Source organism: Labrys sp. 22185 (assembly GCF_052045555.1).
Taxonomy (GTDB): domain Bacteria; phylum Pseudomonadota; class Alphaproteobacteria; order Rhizobiales; family Labraceae; genus Labrys; species Labrys neptuniae.
The window spans coordinates 277,523-295,342 of record NZ_JBQEPH010000006.1; the positions used below are offsets into that span (position 1 = coordinate 277,523).

The 17,820-nt window shown below is 64.9% G+C and carries 20 protein-coding genes; 9 read left to right on the forward strand and 11 right to left on the reverse strand.

Going from position 1 to position 17,820, the window contains the following annotated elements; translation table 11 throughout:
• Positions 1–89: 89 nt before the first annotated feature.
• Positions 90–557: a winged helix-turn-helix transcriptional regulator gene (locus tag ACTJKX_RS14990; RefSeq protein ID WP_311944677.1), complete on the forward strand. Its 468-nt coding sequence runs from the start codon at positions 90–92 to the stop codon at positions 555–557.
• Here the strand turns inward: ACTJKX_RS14990 and ACTJKX_RS14995 are convergent.
• The 4 genes from ACTJKX_RS14995 to ACTJKX_RS15010 form a co-directional block, all read right to left on the reverse strand.
• Positions 529–1,038, reverse strand: coding sequence for a hypothetical protein (locus tag ACTJKX_RS14995; RefSeq protein WP_311944676.1), 510 nt, complete (start codon positions 1,036–1,038; stop codon positions 529–531). The genes ACTJKX_RS14990 and ACTJKX_RS14995 overlap by 29 nt on opposite strands.
• A gap of 104 nt (positions 1,039–1,142) precedes the next feature.
• On the reverse strand, positions 1,143–1,619 hold the full coding sequence (gene msrB, locus ACTJKX_RS15000) for a peptide-methionine (R)-S-oxide reductase MsrB (RefSeq protein WP_440725732.1): 477 nt from the start codon (positions 1,617–1,619) through the stop codon (positions 1,143–1,145).
• Between the two features lie 128 nt (positions 1,620–1,747).
• Entirely contained in the window at positions 1,748–2,533 is a 786-nt protein-coding gene (locus ACTJKX_RS15005; protein ID WP_440725733.1) for a hypothetical protein, read from the reverse strand.
• 50 nt (positions 2,534–2,583) lie between these two features.
• Entirely contained in the window at positions 2,584–3,012 is a 429-nt protein-coding gene (locus ACTJKX_RS15010; protein WP_440725734.1) for a hypothetical protein, read from the reverse strand.
• 315 nt (positions 3,013–3,327) lie between these two features.
• On the opposite strand from ACTJKX_RS15010, the gene ACTJKX_RS15015 reads away from it, so the two are divergent.
• The 4 genes from ACTJKX_RS15015 (at position 3,328) to ACTJKX_RS15030 (ending at position 4,964) form a co-directional block, all read left to right on the forward strand.
• Complete coding sequence (locus ACTJKX_RS15015) at positions 3,328–3,693, forward strand: Rap1a/Tai family immunity protein (protein WP_311944673.1); 366 nt, start codon at positions 3,328–3,330, stop codon at positions 3,691–3,693.
• Positions 3,694–3,945: 252 nt separating this feature from the next.
• Positions 3,946–4,272: an ArsR/SmtB family transcription factor gene (locus ACTJKX_RS15020; RefSeq protein ID WP_246683823.1), complete on the forward strand. Its 327-nt coding sequence runs from the start codon at positions 3,946–3,948 to the stop codon at positions 4,270–4,272.
• Positions 4,269–4,700, forward strand: coding sequence for an SRPBCC family protein (locus tag ACTJKX_RS15025; protein WP_440725735.1), 432 nt, complete (start codon positions 4,269–4,271; stop codon positions 4,698–4,700). Before ACTJKX_RS15020 ends, ACTJKX_RS15025 begins: the two co-directional genes overlap by 4 nt.
• A 51-nt stretch (positions 4,701–4,751) precedes the next feature.
• Positions 4,752–4,964, forward strand: a complete 213-nt coding sequence (locus tag ACTJKX_RS15030; RefSeq protein WP_440725736.1) for a hypothetical protein — start codon at positions 4,752–4,754, stop codon at positions 4,962–4,964.
• Positions 4,965–4,992: 28 nt separating this feature from the next.
• Here ACTJKX_RS15030 and ACTJKX_RS15035 read toward each other — a convergent pair whose 3' ends face one another.
• Together ACTJKX_RS15035 and rocF are read right to left on the reverse strand one after the other, a co-directional pair.
• Complete coding sequence (locus ACTJKX_RS15035; RefSeq protein ID WP_440725737.1) at positions 4,993–5,406, reverse strand: ACT domain-containing protein; 414 nt, start codon at positions 5,404–5,406, stop codon at positions 4,993–4,995.
• A gap of 111 nt (positions 5,407–5,517) precedes the next feature.
• Complete coding sequence (gene rocF, locus ACTJKX_RS15040) at positions 5,518–6,453, reverse strand: arginase (protein WP_440725738.1); 936 nt, start codon at positions 6,451–6,453, stop codon at positions 5,518–5,520.
• 125 nt (positions 6,454–6,578) lie between these two features.
• Here rocF and ACTJKX_RS15045 point away from each other — a divergent pair, with 125 nt between their 5' ends.
• Positions 6,579–7,016, forward strand: a complete 438-nt coding sequence (locus ACTJKX_RS15045) for an Lrp/AsnC family transcriptional regulator (protein WP_068294636.1) — start codon at positions 6,579–6,581, stop codon at positions 7,014–7,016.
• A gap of 305 nt (positions 7,017–7,321) precedes the next feature.
• Complete coding sequence (locus ACTJKX_RS15050; protein ID WP_440725739.1) at positions 7,322–7,876, forward strand: N-acetyltransferase family protein; 555 nt, start codon at positions 7,322–7,324, stop codon at positions 7,874–7,876.
• Here the strand turns inward: ACTJKX_RS15050 and ACTJKX_RS15055 are convergent.
• The 3 genes from ACTJKX_RS15055 to ACTJKX_RS15065 are packed head-to-tail and all read right to left on the reverse strand — an operon-like array spanning position 7,845 to position 13,107.
• Positions 7,845–10,898, reverse strand: a complete 3,054-nt coding sequence (locus ACTJKX_RS15055) for an efflux RND transporter permease subunit (protein ID WP_440725740.1) — start codon at positions 10,896–10,898, stop codon at positions 7,845–7,847. The two genes, ACTJKX_RS15050 and ACTJKX_RS15055, sit on opposite strands and share 32 nt — an antisense overlap.
• On the reverse strand, positions 10,895–11,998 hold the full coding sequence (locus ACTJKX_RS15060) for an efflux RND transporter periplasmic adaptor subunit (protein WP_440725741.1): 1,104 nt from the start codon (positions 11,996–11,998) through the stop codon (positions 10,895–10,897). The genes ACTJKX_RS15055 and ACTJKX_RS15060 overlap by 4 nt, the downstream gene beginning before the upstream one ends.
• Positions 11,995–13,107 carry an efflux RND transporter periplasmic adaptor subunit gene (locus ACTJKX_RS15065; RefSeq protein WP_440725742.1) on the reverse strand — a complete coding sequence of 371 codons (1,113 nt, stop codon included), beginning with the start codon at positions 13,105–13,107 and terminating at the stop codon, positions 11,995–11,997. The genes ACTJKX_RS15060 and ACTJKX_RS15065 overlap by 4 nt, the downstream gene beginning before the upstream one ends.
• A 294-nt stretch (positions 13,108–13,401) precedes the next feature.
• Between ACTJKX_RS15065 and ACTJKX_RS15070 the strand changes: the two genes are divergently transcribed.
• Entirely contained in the window at positions 13,402–13,923 is a 522-nt protein-coding gene (locus tag ACTJKX_RS15070) for a TetR/AcrR family transcriptional regulator (RefSeq protein ID WP_311944660.1), read from the forward strand.
• Positions 13,924–13,942: 19 nt separating this feature from the next.
• Here ACTJKX_RS15070 and ACTJKX_RS15075 read toward each other — a convergent pair whose 3' ends face one another.
• Positions 13,943–14,881, reverse strand: coding sequence for a LysR family transcriptional regulator (locus ACTJKX_RS15075; protein ID WP_394311676.1), 939 nt, complete (start codon positions 14,879–14,881; stop codon positions 13,943–13,945).
• Positions 14,882–14,973: 92 nt separating this feature from the next.
• Between ACTJKX_RS15075 and ACTJKX_RS15080 the strand changes: the two genes are divergently transcribed.
• A complete protein-coding gene (locus ACTJKX_RS15080; protein WP_394311674.1) occupies positions 14,974–15,849 on the forward strand; it encodes an aldo/keto reductase family oxidoreductase in 876 nt (291 codons plus the stop codon).
• A 210-nt stretch (positions 15,850–16,059) separates the two neighbouring features.
• On the opposite strand, the gene ACTJKX_RS15085 is transcribed toward ACTJKX_RS15080, so the two are convergent.
• Positions 16,060–17,727, reverse strand: a complete 1,668-nt coding sequence (locus tag ACTJKX_RS15085; RefSeq protein ID WP_440725743.1) for an OFA family MFS transporter — start codon at positions 17,725–17,727, stop codon at positions 16,060–16,062.
• Positions 17,728–17,820 lie beyond the last annotated feature (93 nt).

The following is a 17,820-nucleotide window of genomic DNA, read 5'->3' on the forward strand; positions in this document are numbered from 1 at the left end:
CGGAGTTTTCCAGGTTGAAATTTTCTGGTTACAAAACGTAACTGAGGCTAAATATGGTACAGACATGTGAGGCACAAGGAGGCACATTCATGGCCGTAGGTGACATGGGTGTAACCGGCCTGAACGAGGACAAGGACAACCTGACCGAGAGCTGCCGGCCGGTCACCGAGATCCTGTCCCGTATCGGTGACAAATGGAGCATCCTGATCGTGATGGCACTGAGCCAGGGGCCTTTGCGTTTCAGCGAGATCAAGCGCCGGATCGACGGCATCTCGCAGCGCATGCTGACGCTCACGCTGCGAGGACTGGAACGCGACGGCCTCATCAGCCGCAGCGTGACGCCCAGCATTCCGCCGCGCGTCGACTATGAGCTCACCGAACTTGGCCATTCGCTGCGCATGCCGGTGAACGCCCTCGGCCAATGGGCCTTCGCCAACCGCGCCGCCATCCTCGAGGCACGGTCGGCATTCGACCGGACCTGTCCGGTCCAGCGGGCGACCATACGGGATGGGCAGCAGGCGTCGGCTTCTATTCGGCCGGCGCCACGGCGAGCTTGATGGACTGCGCCTTCACGCCGCTGATCTGTAGCGAAACCGGCCCCGGCGCCAGGTTGAAGCGCACGCTTTTGCGCAAACCGGCGCAGGCCTTCTGGCCGGTCGCCGCCGAATATTTCACCGTTGCACCGGCCTGGACGACATCGATCCAGCCCTCATCCGAGAGCGTGACCTGATAGAGGCCGGCCTTTTCGATCGGCGGCAGGGCCAGCAGCGCCCCAAAGGTGCCTGTCGCCGGCTTGCGCCCGGTCGTGACGGGAAATTTGAGATCCGCCACCGGGCTGAGCTGCAGGTCGGCGGCCCCGTCGACCTTGGCCAATGTCCCGCCCGAAGCCAAAGTCGGCGGCGAAGCCTGGAACCAGCCCTGCTCGCGCGTCAGGGGCCATTTGAACGGCTTGCAGGCCGTCGTCTCGGCTAGGACAGGGCCGGTTTGCAGGGCCATCAATGCGATCAGGGCCAGGCCAGCGCGGCTGAAGATGGGCATTGCGCAATCTCTCCGAAGGAAGGAATGCCTGATCATACCCAGGCGCCCGCCGGAAACAAGAACAATTCACGAACAAACTACGGCTGTGCTTCAAACGGCCTTTATCATGCCGTGCCTGGCGTGAAGGCCAGGGCCAATCCATTGATGCAGTAGCGCTGCCCCGTCGGCTTGGGGCCATCGTCGAAGACATGGCCGAGATGCCCCTCGCAACGGGCGCAGGCAACCGCCGTCCTGATCATGCCGAGGCTGGCATCCCGGCTGGTGCGCACCGACCGGCCGATCGGCGCCCAGAAGCTCGGCCATCCGGTGCCACTGTCATATTTGGTCCGGGAGGAGAACAGGGCGGAGCCACAGCCCACGCAGGTGAAGCGCCCCGGTCGTCGCTCATGCAGCAACGGACTGGTGAAGGCCGGTTCGGTGGCGGCTGTCCGCAGAATGGCGAACTGGGCCGGAGTCAGACGCCGACGCCATTCCGCGTCGCTGAGCGTGAGACGAGCAGGGCCTGCCGCGGCCGCTTGTGCGAAGACGAAGCTCGCGCCTCCCAGCAGCGCCAGGCCCAGGAAATCGCGGCGTGTCGGCATGGGCAGGTCTCCTCGCAGGTTGCTGGCTTGGCCCCTCCTGCATCCTACGCCAACCGGGCCCGCCTTGTTACCGGTCCCGGTCCTGGTCTCGCTCCGGCGCGGCCGGGCACCCGGAAACCGCCGGGAGCTCATCGGGCAAGCTCGAGCACCTTGGCCAGCACCGGATCGCGCCCGGCTGCATAGTCTGCAAAAGTGACATCGATGGCTGTGTCGGGCGCCAGCGAGATGCCGCGGGGACCGAACGCCACCGTCGCCCAATAGCAATTGCGTGTGTCCGTACAGCCCTTCTCATAGTCTTCGAACTGGTCGCTGTACCGCACCGCGATCTTCGAGTGCGGCAGCGTCATTTTCCGGCCCTCGGCCCAGAACCGCCCGGCATCGCCCATGGGCTCGCCGATGAACACGACCTTGCCGCCGCCGGCCCCCTTGATCATGGCGGCAGTGACGATGCCGGCGGAAAAAGTCGCCCGGCTTATCAGCACGAAGATGCGGCCATCCTCGGGCAGGAGCCGCGGCAGGGCCTGCGCGAACAGGATCGTGTTGAAGAAATCGCCGCCATTGTTCAGGCGCAAGTCGACGATGACATGCTTGGGTCTGTGCGCCAGGATCTCATCCCTGACGACGGTGGAGAGCTTCTGGACGAGCGGCGTATCGTCGACACTCGCGACGGTGTCGTTGCGAATATAGAGTGTGTTGCCCGAAGGCCGGATCATGAAGGCCTTGACGTCGCCGCGCTTGCTGTAGAGCGGCGAAAGATCGCCCTTGCCATCGAGAATATGCGGCCAGCGCTCCGGCAGATCCTTCTGATCCGGGATCAGGACGGAATAGCCCCGATTCAGTCCGGATCTGCGCTCGTCACCCGGGTCCGCCGCGACGGGCTCGAGGCGCGGCGTTTGCGTACTGCCATCCGCCAACCGCACCGTGAAGGGGATGGCGGAGACGCTTTCCGCCGCACCGATCTTCTTCAGGATCCGTGGATTGACCAGGTAGCCTGGAGCAAGGCTTGCTCCGCCGGCAGCGCACCGATCCTGTCGATGCGGGCACCGAGCAGATGGGCATAGGCCGGATGGGTCTTGACGACGAACAGCCCGTCGGCGAACCACCAGGCGCGGACTGGTAGGTCAGCGCCGAGATAGGCAGCGACATTGGCGTTGGTGTGCCCATTGCCGGCAAGTGCGACAGCTCCCATGACGCTCAGGGCGAAATCTTCCGGCGTGAGCTTGTCAGCCGCGGCCGCGATTTCCTCGATCCGGCGGTCGAAGGCCTGCCGCTGCTCGTCGCTGAAACTCTTGTCGAGCGGTGCCCAACGCTCCTTCAGGAAGGCAAGATCTTCCCGCAACTGCTGCGGCTGCAGCTCGATATCGCCGGCATGGCTCACCATCGGCGCAAACATAGGCGCCGCCACGACCAAAAAGGCGAGAAATCGTTTGGTGCTTGAAATGAACATGGCTTCCCCAGCGGACAAGCGCACTTGCATGCGTGGTCGGAGAGCACAAGTCTATACGATCGGAGGAATTACTTTTGTATTGTTTTACTATGGAATTCACGAATGATCTCTGCGATCTTCGCACCGTGAAGAGTGTCCCAGCGCCGGCAGTTGCCACGGTACGCGCCGGGCCAGACCAAGCCGCGCGGTAGGTTCGGATTGACCATGCCGCCCCGCAAATGCCAGTTTGCCAGGACAAGCTGGCACATCAAGGATTTCCCCATGGTGAGAAAATTCCTGCTTTCGGCCCTTTGCTTGACCGGCCTCTGCTTGCCTGTGGCCGCCGAAACCCTGCCGAACAGCGGCGACTATTATCGCGCCGCCTGCCGCAGCCTGGCGGCCAATACCGGGCCGACACCGAGTGAACTCGTACTTCCTTCCCTGGGCTGCGCGATCGAGATCGAGGATCTTGCCTCAATGGGCCGCCTGCTGACGTCGAACAGCCGTATCTGCAAGCCGGTCGACGTCTCGGTCGCGCAGACGGCAACCGTCGTCTCTGCCTTCCTCGACGCCCATCCAGACCGGCTCAAGGAGCCCTTCGTGGTCCTCGCCACCACGGCCCTGCAGGAGAAGTGGCCCTGCTCCTGACGCTTGCTGCGCCGGGATAGCGCACCGCCGGGCGACATCTCCGGCGGCAGCGGCAATCTGCACTCCCCGCTTCCTCGCCGTTTTGACCGCATCTTCTTCGCGAAAAGCCGATCCGCTTTTCCGGATAATGTCCTGTGTGACCCCGTTCGAGCCGTGTCACGGACTGACAGCGGTTGCGCCCTTTGCTGCAGACTTGACGAATCCATAACTGTTGAGCTATGGATCAAACCCATAACTGAGGAGTTATTGATTTTGACACCCCTCTCCCCCGACCTGCTGTTCAGAACGCTTGCCGATCCGACCCGGCGGGCGATCTTCGAACGCCTGTGCCGCAAGGGAGAGCAGACGGTCGGGGCCCTCACGGCCCATGCCCGGGTCTCGCAGCCAGCTGTCTCGAAGCATCTGGCCATGCTGAAACAGGCCGGGCTGGTCCGTGATCGCCATGAGGGCCGGCAGACCCATTATTGCGCACAACTCGGCGCCCTCGGCCCTCTGATCGACTGGGCAAGCCAGATGACGCAATTCTGGGAAGCCCGGTTCGACGATCTCGAAGATTTGCTGAACAGGATGGACCAATGACCAACAGCACGAGCGAACCCCGTACCGTCATCGTCGAACGTGAGATTCGGCATCCGCCCGAAAAGCTCTGGCGCGCCCTCACCCAGCCTCATCTGATCGAAGAGTGGCTGATGAAGAACGATTTCGATCCGGTGGTCGGCCACCGCTTCAATCTGCGCGGCGAATGGGGCGGCGTGCTCGACTGCGAGGTCCTCACCGTCGAGCCGCACAGGACCTTGTCCTATAGCTGGAATTTCAGCCATGAGGATCCCGCCTACGATCTGAAGAGCGTGGTGACCTTCACGCTCACGCCCAGCAGCACCGGTACGCATCTGCGCATGGAGCAGGCAGGCTTCCGGCCGACCCAGCGGCAGGCCTATGGCGGCGCCAAGGCCGGATGGCAGCAATTCCTCGCCAATCTGGAAAAGGTCGTGGCGGAGCTGAATTAAGCTCCGGCCCCACTGCGGCATAACGACTCGATACTCACAAGGGAGGCTGCATTGAACTTCAACGCCCTGATCCGGCAGACCCATCGCTGGCTGTCCATCGCCTTCACGGCGACGGTGATTGCCAATTTCGTTGCCATGGCACTGGGCGAACCACCGGCCCTGGTGGTCTATGCGCCCCTGCTGCCGCTCTTCCTGCTGCTGTTCAGCGGCCTCTATATGTTCGCACTGCCCTATGCCAACAGAGCAAGGCGCGTTCGGGACTGAACGCCTGGGCGGCGCATAAGCTGGCGCCTCAGCTTGCAGCCTGCCGCTGTGCGGCCTCGAGGACGGCGACGGCGCGCTCGGCCATCCCGGCGGGAACGAAGGCGTGATCGTGGTGAAAGGCCGCGACCATGTTGCAGGGAATCCCAACCGCCGCCAGGGCGGACGCCACGGCGGCCGTCAGCCCGACGCCGTCGAGCGCGGAGAAGACCTCCAACTCGATGCGCTTCATCGCCAGGGCGGTATCGAAGCCGAAGGTGGCGGCGACCTCCACCGGCAGGATCAAGGTGACGCCTTCCTCTTCCCGGAAGAAGGACAGCGCCTGCCCGGCAGCAGCCTCTATCACGGCCGGCGAGATTGTGGTGCAGAAGACGAAGGCCCCTTCCTTGAGGCGCGGCGTCATGCCCGCAATCATGGCCCTGGTGTCACGAACGCTCTGTGGCATGCCGCCTCTCCCGATCCCCCGCCGCTGCGCTGACATGGCAGCGGCAGATCCCTCTTCCCAACGCCACGATTGCAGGTCTGGCTTCCCAGATGCAATGACAGGTTAGGCCGTTTAGGCCGTGCCCGCGCGCGTCGGCCGATCCATCACCCGCCGCCCCATCAGGCTGGCAACGAGATCGACCATGAGCAGGGCGGTGCGGCCGCGCTCGTCGAGGAAGGGGTTGAGTTCGACGAGATCGAGGCTGGTGGCGAGGCCGCTGTCATGCAGCATCTCCATGATCAGATGCGCCTCACGGAAGGTCGCACCGCCCGGCACCGTGGTGCCGACGCCCGGCGCAATGCCGGGATCGAGGAAGTCGACGTCGAGGCTGACATGCAGCACGCCGTTCGCCTCCGCCACGCGCTTGAGAAAGGCCTGCAGCAGCGGGCCAACGCCATGCTCGTCGATGGCGCGCATGTCATGCACGGTGACGCCTGCGGCGGTCAGGGCCATGCGCTCGGCCGGATCGACGCTGCGAATGCCGATCATGCAGATGTTCTCGGGATTCACTGGCGCGGCCAGCGGCGGGAAATAGCCCTCGAAGCCGGGCCGGCCGGTGGCATAGGCCACCGGGCAGCCATGCAGATTGCCGCTTACCGTCGAGTCCAGCGTGTGAAAATCGGGATGGGCATCGAGCCAGAGTACGAAGAAGGGCCGGCCCGTTTCGGCGGCTCGCCGGCTGAAACCACTGAGCGTACCGGCAGCCAGGCCATGATCGCCGCCGAGGATGATCGGCATGCCCTCGGCACCGAGACGATAGGAAGCCTCGGCGAGGGCTTCGGTCCAGGCCACCACTTCAGGCAGATGCTTGATGGCCTGGTTGGGGTGGCTGAGCGGGCGCTGGGGTGCGGGAGCAAGGTTGCCGCGATCCTCGACGCTGTGGCCGAGTTCCTGCAAGGCGCCAGCCAAGCCTGCGGCCCGGAAGCCGCCGGGGCCCATGTCGCAGCCAAGCCGTCCCGTGCCTTCCTGCAGCGGCACACCCAGCAAGATACAATGTTTCGAAGTCATGCGAGCCTCTTGAAATCCGGCGGCAGTCTATCGCCCAGGCTTGGCGGTATGAACGATGCAATTTGGCAAAGAGCTCAATATCCCTTATCGAATTGCTATAAACTTATGATCAGTTCGGCAAACACATGGATGACATCGACCGCCAGCTCCTTACCCTGCTGCGCCACAATGGCCGGCGCAGCATTTCCGATCTCGCCGGCGAGCTAGGCCTGTCGCGCGCCACGGTGCGGGCACGCATCGAGCGCATGGAAGCCCAGGGCGACATCATCGGCTACACCGTGATCCTCAAGGCCGACGCGATCGCCATGCCGGTGCGCGGCATCGTGATGATCGAGGTGGAAGGACGGGCCGCGGACCGGGTCATCGACGTCCTCGGCGGCTTTCCCGAGGTTAGCGCAGTGCACACCACCAATGGCCGCTGGGACATCGTCGTGGAATTCGCCACCCTCAATCTCAGCGATCTCGACGCTGTCCTGCGCCGCATCCGCCTGATCCAGGGCGTTACCGCTTCCGAAACCCACCTGCTGCTCGCCACGCCGCGCAGCACGCAGGCAAGACTCTAGGGACACCTTTTTCAGGGTCTTTGCACGGCGCCTGAAATTGAATGGAACTGGGTACGGTCGCGTGGCCCCTCACCCTTACCCTCTCCCCGCAAGTGGCGGGGAGAGGGTAAGGGTGAGGGGCAGCTCGACCTCGACAATAAGAGAGCGCAACGCCAGCCCAACGGCATGCTAGGATCTTGAGTGGCGGCCATAGTGACGACGTCGCCGTTTGCAGCGTATGGTCTTGGAACGTCGGCGCTTGAGCCGCGTTTCATGCCCCAAGAGTGTTTCCGGAACGGGTAACTGCCAGCTTTGGGAGCGATGGAATGAGCGCAGTCAACATCCGATCTGCCCGTCTCGACGACGCCAAGGCGGTGGCCGACCTGCATGTCGCCGTCTGGCGCCACACCTATCATGCACTGGCGCCTTCCAAGGCCTTCGTCGCACTGGACGAGGAGCATCGCTTCGCAAGCTGGCACAAGCGGCTGTCCTCCCCTGCCGCCGACCAGATCGTGCTGCTGGCCGAAAGCGGGGCCGGGCTGGTCGGCTTTGCCGCGGCCGGCACGCCCTCGCAGGCGGTCTTCGACGGGCGCAGCGAGATCAAGCATCTCTATGTCGATCCACAGCACAAGCGCCGGGGTATCGGGCGGGCCCTGCTCGAAACGATGGCGGCGCGGCTGGTCGAACAGGGCCGCCGGAGCGCTGCCATCGGCGTCGTCGCCGGCAATGGACCGGCGATTGCCTTCTACGAGGCGCAAGGCGGCAGGCCGGCCGGATCCTATACCGATCCGGGCCCGCTCTGGCGCTCGCACAACCTCGTCTATGCCTGGGACGATCTGGAGGCGCTCCTCAGGCGGCAGCCGGTGTCTTCGGCTCCTTGATCCGGTACCAGGCCACATAGAGGGCCGGCAGGAACAGCAGCGTCAGCACGGTTGCCACCAGGATGCCGCCGATCATGGCATAGGCCATCGGGCCCCAGAACACCTCGCGGGCGATCGGGATCATGCCGAGGCTGGCGGCGGCCGCCGTCAGCATGATCGGACGCATGCGGTGGACGGTCGCGTCCACCACGGCGGTCCAGCGATCCATGCCCGCCTCCTCATGATCCTCGATCTGCTTCACCAGGATCACGGAGTTGCGGATGATGATGCCGATCAGCGAGAGAATGCCGAGGATGGCGACGAAGCCCATGGGCTGATTGAAGGGCAGGAGGCCGAGCACCACGCCGATCAGGCCGAGCGGCGCCACGCTAATCACCAGGAACAGCTTCTGGAAGCTCTGGAGCTGTACCATCAGGATGGTCACCATGGTCAGGAGCATGATCGGCACGATGGCGATGATCGGCCCCTGGCCCTTGGCGGATTCCTCCACCGCCCCACCCACTTCGAGCTTGTAGTGGTCGGGCAGCCCGGCCTTGAATTCGGCCACCTTCGGCGCCAGCCTGTCGACCACCGTCGCCGGCTGGACATTGCCGACCAGCGCGGCCTGCACCGTGATGGTGGGCAGGCGCGAGCGACGCCAGACGATCGGCTGCTCCATGCCGTAGCCGATAGTCGCCACCGCGCGCAGCGGCACCACTGTCCCGCCCGAGAGCGGGATCTGCAGGTTCTCCAGCGTCTCCACGGAGTTGCGCTGATCCGCAGTGGCACGGCCGACCACGTTGACCAGATAGATGTTGTCACGCACCTGGGTGAAGGCGGTTCCCGCCAGTGTGCCATCGAGGATGGAGGCGATATCCTGCGAGGTGACGCCGAGCAGGCGCGCCTTGTTCTGGTCGACCTCGACCTTGAGCACGCGCGCCGGCTCGTTCCAATCGAAGGTGATCGTGCCCAGATTGGGGTCGGCAGCGATGATGCCGGCAAGCTTGATCGCCTGTTCGCGCACCTTCTGGAGATCGGCGCCGCTGACGCGATACTGCACAGGGCGGCCGACCGGCGGACCCAGCTCGAGCGGATGGACGAGCACGTCGATGCCGACGAACTTGTCGCGGGCCAGCGCCTCCAGCTTCTTCTGCACGCGGTTGCGGGCCTCGATATCCTTGGTGACCACCACGGCCTGGCCGAAGAAGGGGTTGGAGAGCTGCTGGTCGAGCGGCAAATAGAAGCGCACGGCGCCCTGCCCGATATAGGAGCTCCAGCGCACCACGTCGTCGTCGCCGACGAACGCCTGCTCGAAGCGGCCCATCTGCACCTTGGTCTCGCCGATGGCGCTGTTCTGCGGCAGCGTCATGTCGACCAGCAGTTCCGGTCGATCGGACGACGGGAAGAATTGCTGCTGGACATGGCCCATGGCCACCACGGAGGCGCCAAGCAAACCAAGGCAGATGGCGATGGTCGCCCAGCGCCAGCGCATGGCAGCGAGCAGCGTGCTCTTGAAGGCGGAAGCCAGCCGGCTCGGCTTTTCGTCATGCTTCTTCATGGTCGCAGGCAGCACGGTCACGCCGAGCAGGGGCGCGAACAGCACCGCGACGATCCAGGATACCAGCAGGGCGACGGCGATCACCACGAACAGGGTGAAAGTATATTGGCCCGCCGAACTCGAATTGAGGCCGATCGGGATGAAGCCGGCCACCGTCACCAGCGTGCCCGTCAGCATCGGAAAGGCCGTCGAGGTGTAGGCGAAGGTCGCTGCCCTGCCCAGGCTGTCGCCGGCCTCCAGCCGGCTGATCATCATCTCCACCGTGATCATCGCGTCGTCGACCAGCAGGCCGAGGGCGATGATCAGCGCGCCCAGCGAGATGCGCTGCAGGGAGATGCCGGTATATTCCATCACCAGGAAGACGATGGCCAGCACCAGCGGGATGGAGATCGCCACCACCAGCCCGGCACGCAGACCGAGGCTGACGAAGCTGACCGCCATCACGATGATCACCGCCTCCATCAGGGCGCGGGTGAAGCCGGAAATCGCCTCCTCGACCACCGCCGGCTGGTCGGAGACCAGATGCACGCCGACGCCGATCGGCAGGGTGCCGGTGACTTCGGTCATGGCCTCCTTCAGGTCCTCGCCAAACTGGAGAACGTTGCCGTTCGGCGCCATGGCGACCGCCAGGCCGATGGCGGGCTTGCCGTCGAAACGGAAGAGCGAAGTCGGCGGATCGACATAGCCGCGCGTGATGGTGGCGACATCGCTCAGCCGGAAGAAGCGGTCATTGACGCGCAGATTGATTGCCCTGAGGTCCTGTTCCGACTTGAAGCCGCCATCGACCCGCACGCTGACGCGATCTCGCCCGGCCTGGATCACGCCGGCGGCCGAGACGGAGTTCTGCGCCTGCAGCGAGGCGATCACCGCCTGGCGGTCGAGCCCGAGGCTGGCAAGGCGCGCCGTGTCGAAATCGAGATAGATCACCTCGTCCTGGGCGCCGAGGATCTGGGTCTTGCCGGCATTGGGTACGGCGAGCGCACGATTGCGTACTTCCTCGACATAGTCGCGCAACTGGCGGAAATCGATGCCGTCGGCCGTGAAGGCATAGACATTGCCGTAGACGTCGCCGAACTCGTCATTGAAGAAGGGCCCCTGCACACCGCTCGGCAGCGTGTACCAGATGTCGTTCACATGCTTGCGCACCTGGTAGAAGGCATCGCTCAGGGCCCGGCCGTTGGTGGTGTCCTTGAGGTTGACCATAATGGTGGCCGTGCCCGGCCGCGTATAGCTGCGCGTATAGTCGAGCGCGCCGATCTGCTGGAGCTCCTTCTCGACCCGGTCGGTGACCTGGTTGAGGGTCTCGTCGAGCGTGGCGCCCGGCCAGTTCACCTGGACGACCATGGTCTTGATGTCGAAGGACGGATCCTCCTCGCGGCCGAGCCTCACATAGGAGAGAGCGCCGGCGATCACCGAGGCGATCATCAGATACCAGATGAAGGAGCGGTGCTTGAGCGCCCAGTCCGACAGGTTGAAGCCGCTCATTTCTGTTCCTCGAGAGTCTGGCTGCGCTGGAGATCGACGGCCTGGCCGGGTTGCAGGCTGCCAACCCCGGCTTTCACCACGATGTCCCCGTCCTTGAGGCCATCAACCACGGCATAGCCGGCCTTGGTGGAGACCAGGGTCACCGGCCGGGCCACGACCACGGCCTTGGCCGCATCCACCACCCAGACGGACGGCTTGTCGCTCGGTCCGGCCAAGGCCGAGACGGGAACGGCGACATGGGGCGCGACCTTTCGCGTGGCGGACACGGAAATGGTCGAGCCGAGCCGGAAGCCATTGGGTGGATCCTGCAGGGCCAGGCGGGCCCGGCGCGTGCGCGTCACCGCATCGGAGGCAGGCGCGAGCTGGCGCAGCGTGGCTGTGGTGCGGATGCTGGGCTCGCCGGCCAGAACGACGTCGAAGCGGGGATAGGCCTTGAGTTCGTCGGCCAGATAATCTGGCACGTCGACCACGGCCTCGCGCACGTCGGGCCGAGCCAGGGTGACGATGATGTCACCGGCCGACACCACCTTGCCGACGTCGGAATTCACGGCGGTGATCACGCCGTCATAGGGAGCGACGAGCTCGGCATAGCTGAGCACGTTGCGGGCCTGCCGCAGCGAGGCCTCGGCCTGGGAGACCTTGGCGTCCGCCGTCTCCCGCGCGGCCACGGCCGTATCGACCTGCGCGCGCGAAGCCGTCTCGGTGACCACCAAGGCGCGGCTGCGGTTTTCGGTCAGCACGGCATTGGCGAGCTGGGCCTTGGCATTGGCGAGATCGGCCTCGGCCGACTGCACGGCGAGGCGCAGCAGCGTGGCATCGACGGCCGCCAGCCTGTCACCCTGTTTGACCCTGTCGCCGACATTCACTTCGCGGGCGATGATACGCCCGCCGACCTGGAAGCCGAGATCGGTCTGGTAGCGGGCGTCGACGCTGCCGACGAAGGGGCCGAAGCTGGCCGTGTCGATGCTGCGCACCGTGAGGGTCAACACCGGCCGGGCGATGCGGTCCTGCGCCAAGGCGTCGCCAGCCAGTACCAGGGCACCCCCGGCCAGGGCCACTAGGGCCGCCGAGGTCATCGGCATGAGACGGGAAAAGCTCATCGCGCCTGCTCCTCGACGGTTTCGACGACCTGGCCGGGCCGCAGCAATTGACCGCCGCGCACGACGACGCTCTCGCCATCTTCGAGTCCGGCCGACAGCACGATGTCCTGCGTGGTGTAACGATCGAGCGTGACAACCCGCGGTTCGACCGCATGGGTGTCGGCAGCGACGGTCCAGACAGCCGGTTTGCCCTGCCACTCGAACAGAGCCGAGGACGGCAGCACGAAACGCTTCTGGGCAGCAAGGCTGGCCTCGCCGCGCACGGCCGTGCCGAGCGACATGGCCGGTGGCGTCTCCTTGAGGCCTATCTTCACCCGGATCGTGCCCTTGCGGGCATCGACGATGGGCGAGATCTCCCGCACATGGCCGGTCGTCTTCACGCTGGGATCAGCCACCAGCGTGATACCGATCTCCGGTGAACCCGGCGGCTTGTCGATCAGGGCCTCGTAGACGTCGAAGACCGCGTCGCGCGGTCCGTCCTGAGCGATGCTGACCACGGTCTGGCCGGCCTGGACGACCTGCCCCGCCTCGGCATTGCGTGTCGTCACCGTGCCGGCGACACCGGCGCGCAGATCCGCATAGCCGAGCTGTTCCTTGGCCTGCTCGACCTGTGCCGTCGCGGCCGCCACGGAAGCCTGGGCGACGCTGAGATTCTCCTGCGCGGCGTCGAGGCTGCTTTGCGAGGTGGCATTCGAAGTGATCAGCGTCTTCTGGCGCTGATACGCAGCCTGGCTCTGCTGGAGCTGCGCCTGGGCTGAAGCGAGCGCGGCGTTGGCGGTGTCGAGGGCGATGCGCTGCTCCTGCCCGTCGACGCGTGCCAGCACCTGGTCTGGCGTGACGTGATCGCCGACATCCACCAGCCTTTCGACGATGCGCCCGCTCACGCGGAAGGATATGTCGCTCTGCACCTGGGCCTCCACGTCGCCGGTCAGGCTGACGCTCGGCCGGTAGTCGGCAACCCGCGCGGTCACGACGCCGACCCGCGCCGGCGCCCCTCCGCTCCAGGCGGCGGCAGGCAAGGTCATCGCGATCAGGCTTCCGAGCAGGACGGCGCGCTGCAGCCGTACGGCGCGGCGCGGCCACGCAGGATTGCCGAGGTTTGAGGTCATCGTCGTCCCCGCTGATTCATGCGAATGTCGTTCGAGGAAGCCGCTTCGACGGGAAGGCCTGAGGTCCTGCAACTGCTGCATCGTCCTCACCCGCTCCGCGGCGTCCAGAGGCCATGGTTCCCTCCCGGGACACCCGGTCGGGAACGATCATTTCACTTGTCGAGCGTTCCCATATCAACTAAAAACAAAACCGTCCAGACGGTTTTTTATTAAGCGGAGACCCTTTCAGGAATTATGCCCCAGTCTGCTCCCCCACCCCAGACCCTGCGCGCGCGAAAGTTGCAGCGGCGCAGCATGGAAACCATCGGGCAAATCCTGACCGCCACCATCGCGGTGATCGAACGCATCGGCGTTCACAACCTCACCATCGATCTGGTGGCGGCAGAGGCCGGCGTCAGCAAGGGCGGCGTGCTGCATCATTTCCCGACCAAGACGGCTTTGATCGTTGCGGCCATGCGTCAGGATATGGAAACACTGATGATGGAAATCGACGAAACCGCTGATGCGACGGTGAATTTCGCCTCGGCCCTGGCTCAGCTCGCCCGTCGCGTCGCCCTGGAGGAAGGCGGTGTGTCGCCGGCGTTCCTGGTGACTGCCGCCGAAATCCCGGAAGCGGCCGGCGTGCTGGCCACCATGTTCAGCACATTGGTCGAGCGAGCGGGCAAGGATGACAAGGCCGGCAGCATCGACTCGACCCTGGTGCTGTTCGCCTCCTATGGCATTCTCATCAGCATGGGCATGAAGTCCTTCCAGCCGAGCGCCGAGGAACTGGCCGCCCTGCTCGATAAACTGGACGCCTTTGCCGCGAGGGCCTGATGCCGTTGCTCAACTCCCCTCACCGGGGAGGCCTGTCCTCGGCGCCCGCCAGGGAGCGTGGCCCGGACGTCTTGATGAAATCGATGAATGCCCGCAGCGGTGCGGGAACGAGACGCCGCCCGGGATAATATAGAAAAGGGCCGGAGAAGCGTTGCCACCAGGGTTCAAGGACAGGTTCGAGAGCCCCGCTCTGAAAATACGGGCGCAGCCAATCCTCGAACAGAAAAATGATACCCGTGCCGGCAATTGCCGCCTCAACCGCCAGATCCGTCGCCGTACCGACGCTCACCAGGAGCGGCCCGGTGGCGTCGACGGTCACGATCTCGCCGTCGCGCTCGAACTCCCAGGCCGGCATTGCCCCGGATGAGAAACGGCCATGCAGGCAGGCATGGTGAAGCAGATCGCGTGGGTGCTCGGGCCGCCCCCGCCGATCGAGATAGGCGGGCGCCGCTCCAGCAGCAAAGCGCTGCATGCGCGGCCCGATGGGCACGGCTATCATGTCCTGTTCCAGCCGCTCGTCGTAGCGGATGCCGGCATCGCAGCCCGCCGCCAGCACATCGACGAAGCTGTCCTCGGCAATCACCTCCAGCCGGATATCGGGAAAGGCGGCAAGGAAACCGGGCACGATCGCCGGCAGCACCAGCCGGGCGGCGCTGACGGGCACATTGAGCCTGAGGGTCCCCGCCGGTCTGTCGCGAAAACCGTTGACGACATCCAGCGCCGCCTCCATCTCGCTCATGACCGGGCCAAGCCGCTCAAACAGGCGCTCGCCCGCCTCGGTGGCGGCGACGCTGCGCGTCGTACGGTTCAGCAGCCTGACGCCGAGCCTCGTCTCCAGCCGGCTCACCGCCTCGCTCAGGCCCGACGGGCTGGCTCCGCTCGCACGAGCGCCGTCACGGAAGCCCCCAGCCCGGGCGACGGCCATGAAAGCATGGAGATCGTTGAGATCGATTTTCACTGTTCGTAACTCCGAACAACCTGTCCGGATTATGGCCGATTGTCGCGCCAATTGACAGGCCCTAGCTACACCGGACGAACAGGAGATCGACCATGACCTCAACCAAGCAGTCCGCCAATTTCAACCTCGGCGACCGTGCCGTGAAGCGCCTCGGCTATGGCGCCATGCAGCTTGCCGGTCCCGGCGTGTTCGGTCCACCCAAGGATCAGGACGCGGCCCTGGCTGTGCTACGCGAAGCCGTCGCATCCGGCGTGAACCATATCGATACCAGCGACTTCTACGGCCCGCACATCACCAACCGGCTGATCCGCGAGGCCTTGCACCCCTACGCCGACGATCTCGTCATCGTCACCAAGGTGGGCGCCCGGCGCGGCGAAGACGCGTCATGGCTTCCCGCCTTTTCGCAGGAGGCCCTCACCCAGGCAGTGCACGACAATCTGCGCAATCTCGGGCTTGATGTCCTCGACGTCGTCAATCTTCGCGTCATGTTCGATGTTCACGGGCCGGCCGAGGGTTCGATCGAAGCGCCGCTGACCGTTCTCGCCGAGCTTCGGGAGCAGGGCCTGATACGGCATGTCGGATTGAGCAACGTCACCGCGACGCAGATCGCCGAAGGACGCCGCATCTGCCCGATCGTCTGCGTGCAGAACCACTATAATCTCGCCCACCGGACCGATGACGCCCTGATCGACGATCTCGCCCGCCAGGGTACCGCCTATGTGCCCTATTTCCCGCTCGGCGGATTTACGCCGCTGCAATCCTCGACCCTGTCGGAGGTTGCCCGGCGCCTCAGTGCCTCGCCCATGCAGGTCGCGCTCGCCTGGCTCTATCGCCGCGGGCCCAACATTCTGCTGATTCCAGGCACGTCTTCCGTCGCGCATCTGCACGCCAACCTCGCAGCGGCAGAGCTCGACCTGCCGGCAGACGAGGTCGCCGCACTCGATCGCGTTGCGGCAAGCCGTTCCTAGGAAGGCAAGCAATCAACCGGAAGACCGGTTCCCCGTCTCGTCATAGCCGGGCCTTGATCCGGCTACCCAGAAGCCGCACGGACGAACCGTCGGGGAGCTGGATTGCCGGGTCAAGCCCGACAATGACAAAGGTCGAGCCCCGCGAAACGCTCAAGTGAACTGCATTGGGTTCTCCGTCCCGTTCTTTCTCGATACGGGGGGGATTTCGCTCTAGTGGAACAGCTTCAGCGCATTGGAGAAGGTGATCCATACGCCCCAGAGAATGGGAATGCCGACGGCCAGCCAGGCCAGGGCAGCCGGCCCGTTCAACCCGCCCCGCCCGATGCCTGAGGATTTCCCCTCCTGCGTCCCGCCGCGCTTTTGCAGGGCTGCGACCTCGGCATCGCTCATGAACCAGCGGGAGGCCACCGGCTTGATCATGAGATTGATGACGAAGCCGACGGCGAGCATGCCGGCGAGCACATACATGGTGCGGTCATAGACCTGGGCCCGGGGCACGCCAGCGGCGATCTGGGCGTCACGGATGTAGTTGATCACCACCGGCCCGACGATCCCCGCCGTCGACCACGCCGTCAGCAGCCGGCCATGGATGGCACCGACGAACTGGGTGCCGAACATGTCGGCGAGATAGGCCGGAACCGTGGCAAAGCCGCCGCCATACATCGAGACGATCACGCAGAAGAAGGCGACGAACACCGCCAGCAGCCCGGCATGGGCTGCCCAGGGCGCCGAGGCATAGAGCACGATGCCGAGGCCGAAGAAGGTGGCATAGGTAAGCTTGCGACCGAGCTTGTCGGACAGCGAGGCCCAGAAGAAACGCCCGAAGATGTTGAACAGAGAGAGCAGGCCGACGAAGCTCGCGGCGATGGTGGCGACCAATTTGGCCTGGCCCGCATCGAGCGCTCCGAAGGCGATCTCCGGCTTGCCGATCAGCGAGCCGGCAAAGATCTCCTGCAGCATCGGTGAGGCCATGCCGAGCACGCCGATGCCGGCCGAGACGTTGAGGCAGAGCACTGCCCAGATCAGCCAGAATTGCGGGGTCTTGTGGGCATTGGACAGATGGACATGGCCCGAGGTGATCATCGCCTTGGTGCTCTCGGGCGGCGTCCACCCTTCCGGGCGCCAGCCGGCCGGCGGCACGCGATAGCCGAAGGCGCCCGCCATCATGAAGACGAAATAGATCACGGCCAATGTCACGAAGGTCTGCCAGACGCCGACGCTGTCCGCGCTCTTGAAATGATTCATCAGGATATCGGCCAGGGGGGAGCCGATCATCGCACCGCCGCCGAAGCCCATGATCGCCATGCCGGTGGCCATGCCGCGCCGGTCCGGGAACCATTTGACCAGCGTGGAGACGGGAGAGATGTAGCCGAGGCCCAGGCCGATGCCGCCGATCACGCCCGAGCCCAGCCAGATCAGCCAGAGCTGGTGGATATAGACGCCGATCGCCGAGATGAGCAGTCCGCCGCACCAGCACAGGGCGGCCACCACACCGGCCTTACGCGGCCCGGCCCGCTCCAGCCAGCCGCCCCAGATCGCCGCGGCCGAGCCGAGCAGCACGAAGAAGAGCGTATAGGTCAAGGTGAGGTCGGAAACACGCCAGTCGCAACTCGTGGTAAACAGAGCCCGCCCCAGACCGACGAGAGCGCCCCAGAAACCGGGATCGACCGCACAGGCCACCGGCTTGCTGATGCCGAGCGCCTGTCCTAGAGGCAGCCAGAAGACGCTAAAGCCATAGGCCATGCCGATGCACAAATGGATGGCCAGTGCCGCAGGGGGGACGAGCCAACGATTGAAGCCTGGCTGTGCCACGAGGCGTTCACGATCCAACAAACCAGGCGCCTGGCCCCCAGCCTCGGCAGAAGCGCTACTATTCATTGGTGTTTCCTCAATATTTTCTTCTTAATTTCGCGGTTAAAGCGCCGCCTTCGCGCGCAAACTTCCACGAAACTGAGGATCACGCAACGTCTG

Bases quoted from the DNA above. Each gene is read 5' to 3' on its own strand.
- ACTJKX_RS14990 (WP_311944677.1), top strand. From the start codon at position 90: ATGGCCGTAGGTGACATGGGTGTAACCGGCCTGAACGAGGACAAGGAC.
- ACTJKX_RS14995 (WP_311944676.1), bottom strand. From the start codon at position 1,038: ATGCCCATCTTCAGCCGCGCTGGCCTGGCCCTGATCGCATTGATGGCC.
- msrB (WP_440725732.1), bottom strand. From the start codon at position 1,619: ATGCCGACACGCCGCGATTTCCTGGGCCTGGCGCTGCTGGGAGGCGCG.
- ACTJKX_RS15010 (WP_440725734.1), bottom strand. From the start codon at position 3,012: ATGTTTGCGCCGATGGTGAGCCATGCCGGCGATATCGAGCTGCAGCCG.
- ACTJKX_RS15015 (WP_311944673.1), top strand. From the start codon at position 3,328: ATGGTGAGAAAATTCCTGCTTTCGGCCCTTTGCTTGACCGGCCTCTGC.
- ACTJKX_RS15025 (WP_440725735.1), top strand. From the start codon at position 4,269: ATGACCAACAGCACGAGCGAACCCCGTACCGTCATCGTCGAACGTGAG.
- ACTJKX_RS15035 (WP_440725737.1), bottom strand. From the start codon at position 5,406: ATGCCACAGAGCGTTCGTGACACCAGGGCCATGATTGCGGGCATGACG.
- rocF (WP_440725738.1), bottom strand. From the start codon at position 6,453: ATGACTTCGAAACATTGTATCTTGCTGGGTGTGCCGCTGCAGGAAGGC.
- ACTJKX_RS15045 (WP_068294636.1), top strand. From the start codon at position 6,579: ATGGATGACATCGACCGCCAGCTCCTTACCCTGCTGCGCCACAATGGC.
- ACTJKX_RS15050 (WP_440725739.1), top strand. From the start codon at position 7,322: ATGAGCGCAGTCAACATCCGATCTGCCCGTCTCGACGACGCCAAGGCG.
- ACTJKX_RS15055 (WP_440725740.1), bottom strand. From the start codon at position 10,898: ATGAGCGGCTTCAACCTGTCGGACTGGGCGCTCAAGCACCGCTCCTTC.
- ACTJKX_RS15060 (WP_440725741.1), bottom strand. From the start codon at position 11,998: ATGAGCTTTTCCCGTCTCATGCCGATGACCTCGGCGGCCCTAGTGGCC.
- ACTJKX_RS15065 (WP_440725742.1), bottom strand. From the start codon at position 13,107: ATGACCTCAAACCTCGGCAATCCTGCGTGGCCGCGCCGCGCCGTACGG.
- ACTJKX_RS15070 (WP_311944660.1), top strand. From the start codon at position 13,402: ATGGAAACCATCGGGCAAATCCTGACCGCCACCATCGCGGTGATCGAA.
- ACTJKX_RS15080 (WP_394311674.1), top strand. From the start codon at position 14,974: ATGACCTCAACCAAGCAGTCCGCCAATTTCAACCTCGGCGACCGTGCC.
- ACTJKX_RS15085 (WP_440725743.1), bottom strand. From the start codon at position 17,727: ATGAATAGTAGCGCTTCTGCCGAGGCTGGGGGCCAGGCGCCTGGTTTG.